General features: G+C 67.3%; 11 protein-coding genes. 4 read left to right on the top strand and 7 right to left on the bottom strand.

Going from position 1 to position 10,607, the window contains the following annotated elements:
- Together Q8M88_RS16835 and Q8M88_RS16830 are read right to left on the bottom strand one after the other, a co-directional pair.
- Positions 1–238, bottom strand: a 238-nt coding sequence (locus Q8M88_RS16835; protein WP_305598313.1) for a glycosyltransferase family 2 protein, incomplete at its 3' end; no start/stop codon positions are given.
- A 140-nt stretch (positions 239–378) separates the two neighbouring features.
- Positions 379–1,296 (bottom strand): hypothetical protein, encoded by a 918-nt coding sequence (locus tag Q8M88_RS16830; RefSeq protein WP_305598312.1) that lies wholly within the window; start codon positions 1,294–1,296, stop codon positions 379–381.
- 247 nt (positions 1,297–1,543) lie between these two features.
- Between Q8M88_RS16830 and Q8M88_RS16825 the strand changes: the two genes are divergently transcribed.
- Positions 1,544–1,768 carry a dodecin family protein gene (locus Q8M88_RS16825; RefSeq protein WP_305598311.1) on the top strand — a complete coding sequence of 75 codons (225 nt, stop codon included), beginning with the start codon at positions 1,544–1,546 and terminating at the stop codon, positions 1,766–1,768.
- A 154-nt stretch (positions 1,769–1,922) separates the two neighbouring features.
- Positions 1,923–3,089, top strand: coding sequence for a patatin-like phospholipase family protein (locus Q8M88_RS16820; protein WP_305598310.1), 1,167 nt, complete (start codon positions 1,923–1,925; stop codon positions 3,087–3,089).
- A 6-nt stretch (positions 3,090–3,095) separates the two neighbouring features.
- Here Q8M88_RS16820 and Q8M88_RS16815 read toward each other — a convergent pair whose 3' ends face one another.
- The 5 genes from Q8M88_RS16815 to Q8M88_RS16795 all read right to left on the bottom strand — a co-directional run bounded on the left by Q8M88_RS16815 (position 3,096) and on the right by Q8M88_RS16795 (position 9,051).
- Entirely contained in the window at positions 3,096–3,233 is a 138-nt protein-coding gene (locus tag Q8M88_RS16815) for a hypothetical protein (protein WP_305598309.1), read from the bottom strand.
- A gap of 31 nt (positions 3,234–3,264) precedes the next feature.
- Positions 3,265–4,491, bottom strand: coding sequence for a CoA transferase (locus tag Q8M88_RS16810; protein ID WP_305598308.1), 1,227 nt, complete (start codon positions 4,489–4,491; stop codon positions 3,265–3,267).
- Positions 4,492–5,366: 875 nt separating this feature from the next.
- Positions 5,367–5,747 (bottom strand): PRC-barrel domain-containing protein, encoded by a 381-nt coding sequence (locus Q8M88_RS16805; RefSeq protein ID WP_305598307.1) that lies wholly within the window; start codon positions 5,745–5,747, stop codon positions 5,367–5,369.
- Between the two features lie 82 nt (positions 5,748–5,829).
- Positions 5,830–7,977, bottom strand: coding sequence for an amylo-alpha-1,6-glucosidase (locus Q8M88_RS16800; protein ID WP_305598306.1), 2,148 nt, complete (start codon positions 7,975–7,977; stop codon positions 5,830–5,832).
- Between the two features lie 9 nt (positions 7,978–7,986).
- Positions 7,987–9,051 carry a glycosyltransferase family 4 protein gene (locus tag Q8M88_RS16795; protein WP_305598305.1) on the bottom strand — a complete coding sequence of 355 codons (1,065 nt, stop codon included), beginning with the start codon at positions 9,049–9,051 and terminating at the stop codon, positions 7,987–7,989.
- A 242-nt stretch (positions 9,052–9,293) separates the two neighbouring features.
- Between Q8M88_RS16795 and Q8M88_RS16790 the strand changes: the two genes are divergently transcribed.
- Both Q8M88_RS16790 and Q8M88_RS16785 read left to right on the top strand, forming a co-directional pair.
- On the top strand, positions 9,294–9,608 hold the full coding sequence (locus Q8M88_RS16790; RefSeq protein ID WP_305598304.1) for a hypothetical protein: 315 nt from the start codon (positions 9,294–9,296) through the stop codon (positions 9,606–9,608).
- Between the two features lie 273 nt (positions 9,609–9,881).
- Positions 9,882–10,538: a GntR family transcriptional regulator gene (locus tag Q8M88_RS16785; RefSeq protein ID WP_305598303.1), complete on the top strand. Its 657-nt coding sequence runs from the start codon at positions 9,882–9,884 to the stop codon at positions 10,536–10,538.
- Positions 10,539–10,607: the final 69 nt, after the last annotated feature.

The following is a 10,607-nucleotide window of genomic DNA, read 5'->3' as shown; positions in this document are numbered from 1 at the left end:
GGTTGCGCGCGGCGCCCGGTCCGCCGCGGGTCGGCTGCCGGAACACCTGGATGCGAGGATCCAACAGCGCGGCGTGGTCGGCGAGCGTGGCGCTGTCGTCGCTGGAGGCGTCGTCGACGATCAGCAGCTCCCAAGCCGCGTGGGTCTGGGCCAGAACCGAGTCGATAGCCGCCCGCAGGAAGCGCGCGCCATTGTACGAGGCCATCAGGATCGAGACCGTCGGCGCGTCTGCAGTCATGGTCGCCCCTTCCGATCCGCGAGGCCCGGCTGTACTATGCAAGACTGGTGCAGGAAATGGATTGCGCCAGTCGTGTCTGATCGCGGAGGGCCGATGGTGGCCGGGATGCGCAGCTTGATCCGCGAGGTCCCGGTCAGACGCTAGGGCAGGTTCGGCGGGGCCGGCTGGACGGCCGGCAGGCCCGCGGCCTCGATGATCGCGATCTCATGCGGCAGGACGTGACGCACCAGGCGCCTCTGGTAGATGTAGCCATCCAGATTCAGGTGGGCGTCCTTGGTCAGGAACACTTCGGCCTCGTCGAAATGGCGGATCGCCGAGTGTGCGGACCCAAGCTCTCCTCTTGCTCCCCATGACGCGTTGGCCGGTTCAAAGAAGCCGGCGCCAAGCTGGAGTTCGCGCTCAAGGTGGGCGAACGCGCCTAGGCGATCGGCGATCCACTCGTAGTGGAAGGGCGCGTAGCGAATGCCGTTGGCGCGCGCGGTCCGTTCAACCTGGGCGTTCTGGCGCGAGGCGGAAATGAAGTTCCGCAGGAGCTTGCCGCGCTCGACCACGCCGCCCCAGTTCTTCAGCCAGGAGTCGTAGGACTGCACCGGATGGCGCTCCAATCCGATCACCGAGATGCGGTCGGCGGGGTAGCCTGAGCGCAGCATCGCCTCCAGCGGATCGAAGGTGGTCTCAATCTCCACATAGGGGCCGAATGTCTCCTTGAAGAACACGATGTCGCAGGCCGCATCGAACTGCAGCGGCTGCTCGAACGGTTTGGCCTGGATGACGTGGCGCATGATGGTCTTTACGGGCTGGTAGAACGACGCCGCCCCCGCCAGGCCAAAGACATTGGCCAGAGCCGTTGATCCGACGCGGCAGCGGCCGCTCGCGATGATCACCCTCGGCTCGCGGGTCCCATGGACGCGGATATCCTTGCGCAGGATCTCCGCAACCCGATCGGTCAATTCCCCCCTGGTCAGCGTCTGGGTCACATAGACGCCGTCGCGCTCGATCGGTTCGTCCTCGGAAAGGCCCGAGGCAGCAACCGCTCGAACGCCACTTTCTTTATTCATATCAACGCATTCTTCTTATGACTCGAACGCTAGGCGCTCCATCCCGCAGTGGAAATGTGCTGGCGCATCCTCAACTGCAAGGGCTACGCCGAACCTTCCAGCCAACCCGCGCGCCGCGATCGCCCGCCGTGCAGCGATGTCATATCGGCGTGTACGCGTATGCACAACCGACGCGGCCACGACGCTTGCACGCAACGAAAATGCGGCGGCTACTGCCGCTCGGGGGCTTTCAGGATCGGGAGCAGCCATGAGCGTCTATCGCGTGACGGAAATCATCGGCACCAGCGAAGCAAGCTGGGAAGACGCCGCCAAGGAGGCGCTGGCCACCGCCTCGCGCACCTTGCGCGACCTGAGGATCGCCGAGGTCGTCGAGCAGGACCTCGCCATCGGGACCGACGGCCAGATCACCGCCTTCAGGATCAAGCTGCGCCTCAGCTTCAAGTACGAGATCCCCTGGTCAGCGCCTGCCTAGAGCACGGCATCCGTCCAACTCGGGCGATTTTTTGAACGCCAGTAGTCGCCTTGGTGACGGTTGGGTCGTTACAAGCGCTGCGCTGCAGTGCAGCAATCACTATGTGCGACGCACCTTGGCGCATTCGCGGGCGCCCGCCTAACGGAGTTCACGCATGCCTGCCGACGCGCTGCGCACACCGGCCACCGTGCTTGTCCTGCAGGGCGGGGGTGCGCTGGGCGCCTACCAGGCCGGCGCCTATTCGGTGCTGTCGCGCAAGATCGCCGACTTCGACTGGCTGGCCGGTATCTCGATCGGCTCGATCAACGCGGCGATCATCGCCGGCGCGCCGGCCGCGGATCGGGTGAAGCACCTGGAGGATTTCTGGTCGACGGTGTCCAGTGGGGCCGCGTCCCTCGCGCCGGTGTATCTGGGCGCAGAAGAACCACAACTGGCCCGCGCCGCGGCGGCGATGATGTTCGGCGCGCCGGGCTTCTTCACCCCCCGCCTGCCCTGGCCCTGGCCGAACGGCGTCGGCGCGCGGGACGCGCTCAGCCTGTACGACACCGGGCCGCTGGTCGAGACGCTGAATCGGCTGGTGGACTTCGACCGCCTGAACCAGGGCCGGACACGCCTCAGCGTCGGCGCCGTCAACATCCGCACCGGCAACTTCGCCTATTTCGACACCGCGACCACGCGGATCGGCCCTGAACACATCCTGGCCAGCGGCGCGCTGCCGCCGGGCCTGCCGCCGATCGACATCGAGGGCGAGGACTATTGGGACGGCGGCCTAGTCTCCAACACCCCGCTCAACTATGTGATCGAGACCGAGGAGGCGCGTGACCTGCTGGTCTTCCAACTCGACCTGTTCAGCGCCACCGGCGAGATGCCGCGCGACCTGCTGCAGGCCGACGCGCGCGCCAAGGCCATCCGCTTCTCCAGCCGCACCCGGTTGAACACCGACGTGGCCAAGCGCGAACAGGAGGTCAAGCTGGCGTTGGGACGGCTGCTGGCGCGGTTACCGGACGGATTCTGCGACGAGCCCGACCTGCGGCTGCTGTCCGCCCACGCTTCGCTGCGCGCCCTGAACATCGTGCACCTGATCTACCGGCAGGCGGGCCATGAGGCGTTCGGCGGCGACTACGAGTTCTCCCGCGCCTCGGTGAACCAGCACTGGCAGGCCGGCGCGCACGATGCGGCTCGCGCGCTGGGCCATCCCCAATGGGAGGAGCTGCAGGCGGGCGTGATCAACATCTTCGACCCGACCAACCTCGATCCGGCTCGCCGCGAGAAGCTGGCGACGCCGCACGTGGCGCCCGCGCCCAGGCGCGCGGCCGAATAGGCCGACCTACTCGGTTGGCGCCTCGACGATCCGCCACCGGCGCTGCGCCTCACTGGACCCCGGCACATCGTTGACCCGGCGCAGGGTCGCCTTACCGCTCAGATGCAGCGGCGCACCGTCGAGGCGGCGGCCGTAGATCACCACCGGCACTTCGACGAACAGGCGTCATTGCGGCCTAAGGCGTGCGCGCAGGACCGGCCACCACGCCCGCATCGTGCAGTCGGGCGATCTCCACCGCAGGCAGTCCCAGCACCTGAGACAGCACCTCGTCAGTGTGCTCGCCGAGCCTGGGTGCAGCCCGCGGCGGCGCGCGCACCGCGTCAGGAATGATCGCCGGCGCGCCCGGCGCCGGATAGCTCAGGCCGCTGGGATGGGCGATCGTGGAGAACATCGGGTTGGCGCCGAACAGGCGCGCGTCCCGGGTGACCGCCTCGTGCACGCTCTGGTACGGCCCCCAGCATACGCCGTTGGCGTCGAAGCCCGCCGCCAGGTCCGCGTAGTCGCGGCCGCCGATCGCCGCCTCGAACAGCGGAAACAGCGCCTCGCGGTGTGTGAAGCGCGCCTCCTCGTCTTTCAAGGACACGCCCAGGCTTTGCTGGAGCGCCGCAACCGCCTCGCCGATCCCCAGCACCTCGAGCAGGCCGCTCCACTGCCGTGCGGTGAGCGCCACCACCATCACCCTGCGGCCGTCGCGGGTGGCGAAGTCGCGGCCGAACGCGCCGTAGAGGTCGTTGCCCATCCGCGGTCGATCCGCGCCGGCCGACAGCACCTCGCCCACCTGACCGAGGTTGGCGAGCGTCGCAGCGGCCATGTCCGACAGCGACACCCGCACTTCGCGCCCCTGGCCGTCCGCGGATCGGGCGCGTTCAGCGGCGGTTATGGCGAAGGCGGCGTAGGCCCCGGTCAGCAGATCCCAGGCCGGCAGGACGTGGTTGACCGGAACGTCGGAGCCGAGCGGGCCGGTCATCAGCGGATAGCCCACCGCGCTGTTCACCGTGTAGTCCACCGCCGTACCGCCATCCGGCCAGCCCATCACGCGCACGCAGATCAGGTCGCCGCGCGCCGCTTTCAGCCGGTCGTAGGCGAGGAATCCCTCGGCTGGATAGTTGGTCACCAACAGGCCCGCGTTCTTTCCCGGCGCCGCGGCGATGGCGACCGCCAGTTCACGACCGGCGGGGCCGGAGAGATCGATGGCCACCGACTTCTTGCCCTTGTTCAGCCCCTCCCAATAGAAGCTGTCGCCGCCCGGCGAGAGCGGCCAGCGCTTGAAGTCCAGGCCGCCGCCGACGTTGTCCAGGCGGATCACCTCGGCCCCCATCTGTGACAGGTACAGGCAGCTGGACGGCGCCGCGACGAACGATGAAGCCTCGACGATCCTCAATCCCTTGAGCAGGTCGTACATGGGGGTGGCCTTTCGCGGGTTCGCCGATCGCCCGTCCTTGTGGCCCCGCGCCCCTCTGGCCGGCAAGGCCCTGATCGCCGCCTCGCGCCGCGCCACCTGGGCCAGCCTGTCCCCGGGCGCCGGCGCCGCGCCGGCCGCTCGGTTTGGCATTCCCGCGCGCCGCGATCTAGCCGCACCGGCGCGGATCGCCCGCCTGCCGCCTTCGGCGCCCGGAAATGAAAAGAAACCCGAGCGGCCGTGGGTCCAACGGGTCAAGTTTGCTGCAGAGTTCGGGGATGAACCCGCAGCGATCGCTCGCACCCGCGCCAGCTCACCAAGAGAACTGACTCACATGGCGAATAAAGCGCACGCTTCATTCATCGCATCAATTTGGCGCCGCAGCCTTCCGCGGGTTCGGAGGGAAAGGCGCAGACGCCCACGAAAAGAACCCGGCCGGCATGCGCCGGCCGGGTCCAGGCGTGCTGAACGTTCGGGGAGAACCCGCAGCAAATTCGCAGAGCGACGCCGCAACGGGCGCCCTTGCATTGGGCCGAAAACGACACGCTCGTGCGAACAAAAACATGAAGCCTTTGCGCCGCCGGTCAAGGGCGTGAATGTGACGGTCGTGATAAAAATTTCAATGTTGCAGGAATGCTACTAGGCGTAGATGTTCGCCAGCTGCGTGTATTCGCCATTGCTCCGCCGGTTGAGCGACGGGGCGTCGGGATCGAAGGGTTCTTCAGGCCCGGTGTCGAGCACGCGATACCCAGCCAGCGCCGCTAGCCGATCGGCGTGCAGAGTCTCCCCACCATCGCCGGAAGACGGCGCCCTAGTTCGACGCAGCGCTAAGCAAGCCTACGTCACGACAACACATAGTGCGGCGCGTAACGTTCCGCCTAAGGCCAGTAGGGCACCGCGCCATACGGTTGGTAGTAGGCGTAAAGCAAGTCGCGGTAGCTCTGATCGCCGCCGCCGAAGCCTTCGAGTTCGTCCTTGCCGTAGGAGGGCGCTTTCTCGAGCTCGTCCTTGGTCAACGGCAGGACGTAGCCGTCCTGGGTCGTGTCATAGTCGAGCACCGCCCAGGGCAGCGGATGGTAGCGTTCACCAATGCCTAGGAATCCGCCAAACGACAGCAGCGCGTAGCGCACCTGCCCTGAGAGCTTGTCGATCGACAGATCCTCGATCCGGCCGATCCGGTCGCCTTCTCGGTTGAACACCGGGGTGTCTGTCACCCGGCTGGACGTGATGAGGCTGTGGTCCGGTTTGATTTCCGGCATGGGGGCGTCTCCCGTTGAAGCGCCGCAAACATCCTTACGGCTCCGCTTGACGCAAACGGGTGCGGGGATCGGCGGTTCCGATTTATTTGATCGCCACCTCGACCCCATTGGCGCCGGTCACGCGCACCAGCACGGCCTCACCGACCAGTTCGAACAGCAGGTCGACCCTCACATCGCCTACGGCCAGGCCTTCGATGTTCAGACGACTGATGCCGACCGGAAGGTGCGGGTCGACGATCTCGATGCGGCGCTCCAAGGCGTCGACCTGCAGGCCAAGGCAGGCCTGCAGCATCATGAACACCGAGCCCGCCGCCCAGGCCTGCGGCAGGCAGGCGACCGGGTAGGCGACCGGCGGCTCGCCGGGAAACCGTGGAAAGCCGCAGAACAGTTCCGGCAGCCGCATCTCGAAATGCGCCGCGGTTTCAAACATCGCCGCGGTGAGGCGGACCACGTCCTCGCGCTCGCCGTAGCGCGACATGCCCATAGCGCAGACCGCGGTGTCGTGCGGCCACACCGAGCCGTTATGATAGGACATCGGATTGAAGCGCGCCTCGCCGACCGCCAGCGTGCGCACGCCCCAACCCGAAGCGAAGGCGTTCGAGCTCAGTCGCTTGACCACCCGCCGTGCACGGTCGGGGGCGGGCAGACCGGAGAACAGCAGGTGGCCGGGGTTCGAGCCCAGCACCTCGCAAAGCACGCCGTCTCCATCGATGGCCATGCCGTAGAAGCCCTGCGCCTCCATCCAGAAGCGGTCCTCTACGGTCCGGCGAAGGCGCTCGGCGCGAGCCTCCCAGTCCTCCGCGCCCTCGGCGCCGCGAAGGCGCGCGAACCTGGCCAGGGCGCGATAGGCGGCGAACGCGTAGCCCTGCACCTCGACGAGCGCGATGGGACCGTCGGGAAAGCGGCCGTTGACGTGGAAGACGGAGTCCTCGCTGTCCTTCCAGCCCTGGTTGGCGAGACCGGAATCCGATCCGCGCTTGTAGTCGATCAGGCCGTCGCCGTCGGTGTCCCCGAACACCTCCATCCAGTCGGCGGCGCGCTTCAGCGCGGGCCAGATCTGGTCGATCAGGGCCATGTCGCCGGTGCGCTCCGCGTAGGCCCCAGCCAGGGCCACGAACAGCGGCGTGGTGTCGACGCCGCCGTAGTAGCGGCCGAACGGCACCTCCCCCAGCGCCGGCATCTCGCCCTTGCGGGTCTCGTGCATGATCTTGCCCGGCGCGGAATCCCGAAAGGCCGAGATCTCGTGGGCCTGGTGAGCGGCGAGATACGCCAGCACGCCTCTGGCCAGCGACGGGTCGATCCACAGGATCTGCCAGGCGGTGATGATCGCGTCGCGCCCGAACGCCGTCGAGAACCAGGGGATGCCCGCGTAAGGGTACGGGCCAGTCTCCATCGGCGTGGTCAGCAGGGCGATGTCGGCGCGGGACTTGTTCAGCCACTCGTTGAACAGTCGTCCCGAGCTGTGCACCCGCGCGCCGAGGCGGTTGCGGGCCCGCATTTCCCAGCGCGCGCGCGCAGCGGCGCCTCGGAACCGTTCGCGGGTGGGCGTCAGCTCGCCCTCGGCGCCGATCTCAAGGTAAAGCTGGTGGCGGCCCTCCGGATGGATCGAAACCATGAACTCCGCCCGCCGTGCGCTCAGGCGTCCTGGCGCATCGGAGAAGGCGATGACGCTGGTGCGGCGCACGCCGTCCAACCCCTCGTAGGCCAGCCGCACCTGGCGGCCGTCGATCTCCGGCGGCGCCAGCGTCCCACGCCGCGTGCGCTTCATCCCGCGCACCTCGAACATGTCGTGGAAATCCGCGTCGAACTCGATGGTCAACGGCATGATGACGGGATCACGGCTGTAATTGACGATGGCGATGCGCTCGTAGAGCCGCTCCTCCCACAGGAAGCGCTTGCGCTCCACGTGCAGCACGCCAGGGGGACCCATCGAGGCGCCAGGGAACGGCAGGGCGCTGTTAGTGCAGTTGGACGTGAAGAACACATTGTCCTGCGCCAAGGCCGAACTGAGCAGCGACGGCGAATGGCCGCCAAGCAGCAGCCGGAACCGCGACAGGATGCGGGTGTCGTCCCGGAAGAGGCCGTCGCCCGCGCCCAGGATGTCCCCGAACGCGTCCGACACCACGAAGGTGTCCTTGTCCTTCAGCGCAAAAAGCCGGTGCGGGACCCGCGGTTCGCCGGTCTCGCCATGCTCTACCGCCGTGTTTGGGGCGGGTGCGAGATCGTCCACGCGTTCAACTCACATCACGAGCGCCCTGGGGGCTTCCAGTCGAGGGGAGGCGGCAAGTTCCTCATACAGAGCCGTATAGCGGCGCGCCATCGCCATGGACGAGAACCGCAGTTCGAAACGCCGGCGGATTTCGCGCCGGTTCAGCGTCGGCAGCCGACGCACGGCGTCAAGCGCCGCCTCCAGCGAGTCCACGACGAAGCCGGTCACGCCGTCCTCGACGATCTCCGGCACCGAGCCGCATTTAAAGGCGATCACCGGCGTGCCGCAGGCCATGGACTCGATCATCACCAGGCCGAACGGTTCGGGCCAGTCGATGGGGAACAACAGCGCGTCTGCGCCGCCCAGGAAGGCGGACTTCTGCTGGTCTGAGATCTCACCCACGAACTCGACAAGCGGGTTGTCGCGGATCAGCGGCTCGATCTCCTCGCGATAGTAGGCGGCGTCGGCGGCGTCGATCTTGGCGGCCATCTTCAGCCGTCGGCCGAGCTGGGTGGCGATGGCGATGGCGCGGTCGGGGCGCTTCTCGGGCGAGATGCGGCCGAGAAACGCCAGGTAGCCGTCGCTATCGGGCTGCAGGTCATACCCCTGCCCCGGCACGCCGTGATGCACCGTGCCCATCCAGCTTGCGTCCGGCAGCGGTCGGCGCTGGTCGTCGCTGATCGAGACCAGCGGATACCGGCTCCATCGCGCGTAAACGGGCGGCAGGTCCTTGAGGTCAAGGCGGCCGTGCAGGGTGGTCAGGGTCTTGCCCGCCAGCGCCTCGAAGAACGGGAAATGGAGGATGTCGGTGTGGAAGTGGATGATGTCGAACTCATCCGCCCGGCGGCGCACCGCGTCCAGCATCGACATGTGCGCGGCGAGATCGGATTTCAGCGGCGCGGGGTCCAGTCGGATCGCCTGATCACGCACGGCGGCAAGCTTCGCTGAGGTCTGCGCGTCGGCGCTGGCGAACAGGGTCACATCGTGACCGAGATCGACCAGCGCGTCGGTGAGATAGGCGACGACGCGCTCGGTGCCGCCGTAGAGCTTCGGAGGGACCGCCTCGTACAGCGGTGACACCTGGGCGATTCTCATGGCGGCGCTCCTTCAATGCAGGGTGATCCGGAAGGCGGGTGGAGTCGCGCCCGCGCCTCCCCACTAATCCGAATTCCGAACGCGCGAGCAGGTTCCCTGCACTGCAGCATTCATTTGTGCTGCGCCGCCGCAGTCTGATTCGACGGCCCAAGATCAATTAGAAGCGCAGAAAGTCCACGACGATGGAACTCTTGGTTGCGCCCTGCGGTTGGTCTGGCCCTGAGGTTGCGAAGGACAGGCGCATGACGGGCCGCGATGAGATCATCTATGCAGAGCTTGCTGAATTATGGCGGCGCGTCTGCTCCGATCCACCGCCAGAGCCCGGCGTGGACATAAGTCATATGCTCGACATCTTGATGACGGAGGTCGAACCCAAGACCTATGATCGCTTCTACTCGCCGCATTTACGTGAGTCGCAGATCTCGTCCCCGAAGATCGATCAGCACGACGGCCTGGCCGGACAGCGCCAGGCTGCCGTTGAGGAGCGTCTGCGCGAAATGCTGCGCACCTGTCCTGTCTCTGCGGAACTCAAGGCGCTGATCGCCCGGCTCGACTAGGTCGGTCGTTCAGAACAGCCCGGCCACCATGTTGATCGTCAGGGCGACACCACGGTGTTGAAGGTGAAGGCCAGCAAGTTGTGCAGGATGCCGATGGCGACGGCCGCCGCCAACCTGGGCCGCGGCGCGTCGCGGCCAAACACCATCCACATCGGCGCCGCCCCTGAACACCGCGCCCCCGAACTCTGGCGCCGCGCGCCAACCTGCACGCGCATGACGCGGACGTCGATCGGCGCTATTGCCCGCGATGTGCCTGGAACCGCAGATTACCGCATGAGCGTCAGTCCCCACGACATCCTCGCCCGTCACATCATGGACGGGCTGTACGAAGGTCGCTTCTCCCCCGGCCAACGCCTGATCGAGGCCGACTTGATGGAGCGCTACCAGGCCAGCCGCGGCGCGGTGCGCGAGGCGCTGAGCCGGCTGGAAGCCGCCGGCGTCGTGCAGATCACCCGCAACAAGGGCGCCTCGATCCGGATGCTGTCGCGCAGGGCCGCGCGCAACATCATCGTCGTGTCGGAGGTGCTGAACGGGCTGATGGCGCGGCTGGCGGCGGAGAACATCGATCAGCCGGGCGCCCGGGCGGCGCTGCGCAACGCCTATGAGCTTCTGCAGGCCTCCCGCGATCTGGCCGGCCTGCGCGACCGGGTGCAGGCGCGCAACGCCTATTACCGGGTGCTGATCGACATCGGCGGAAATCGCGAACTCGCCCGCGTGCTGCCCAACACCGACCTGCACCTGACGCGCACCCAGTTTCGGCAGTACGACTTTGAATACGAGCGCGAGCGCTTCGACCTCTATCGCGACCTGCACGACGCCGTGCTGCGCGGCGACGCCCAGGCCGCCGAGGCGATCGGACGGGCCCGGACGCGGCGTCTGTTGGGCGACCTGGATGGGCTGCCCGACGATGCGTTCGCGCCGGAGGACTGACCCGGTCGCGCAGGCCTGACCACCGGCGCAGACCGCGGCGTCATGGGCGTGCCAGATTGTCGGACAATA

The sequence above is a fragment of the Phenylobacterium sp. genome (assembly GCF_030693805.1).
Lineage (GTDB): Bacteria > Pseudomonadota > Alphaproteobacteria > Caulobacterales > Caulobacteraceae > Phenylobacterium.
Note: the sequence above shows the minus strand (reverse complement) of the source record. Positions and strands in the feature narration are given on the sequence as shown.

Excerpts from the sequence above, each read along its gene's own strand:
- Q8M88_RS16830 (WP_305598312.1), bottom strand. The coding sequence starts at position 1,296 with ATGAATAAAGAAAGTGGCGTTCGAGCGGTTGCTGCCTCGGGCCTTTCC.
- Q8M88_RS16795 (WP_305598305.1), bottom strand. The coding sequence starts at position 9,051 with ATGAGAATCGCCCAGGTGTCACCGCTGTACGAGGCGGTCCCTCCGAAG.
- Q8M88_RS16820 (WP_305598310.1), top strand. The coding sequence starts at position 1,923 with ATGCCTGCCGACGCGCTGCGCACACCGGCCACCGTGCTTGTCCTGCAG.
- Q8M88_RS16805 (WP_305598307.1), bottom strand. The coding sequence starts at position 5,747 with ATGCCGGAAATCAAACCGGACCACAGCCTCATCACGTCCAGCCGGGTG.
- Q8M88_RS16790 (WP_305598304.1), top strand. The coding sequence starts at position 9,294 with ATGACGGGCCGCGATGAGATCATCTATGCAGAGCTTGCTGAATTATGG.
- Q8M88_RS16825 (WP_305598311.1), top strand. The coding sequence starts at position 1,544 with ATGAGCGTCTATCGCGTGACGGAAATCATCGGCACCAGCGAAGCAAGC.
- Q8M88_RS16810 (WP_305598308.1), bottom strand. The coding sequence starts at position 4,491 with ATGTACGACCTGCTCAAGGGATTGAGGATCGTCGAGGCTTCATCGTTC.
- Q8M88_RS16785 (WP_305598303.1), top strand. The coding sequence starts at position 9,882 with ATGAGCGTCAGTCCCCACGACATCCTCGCCCGTCACATCATGGACGGG.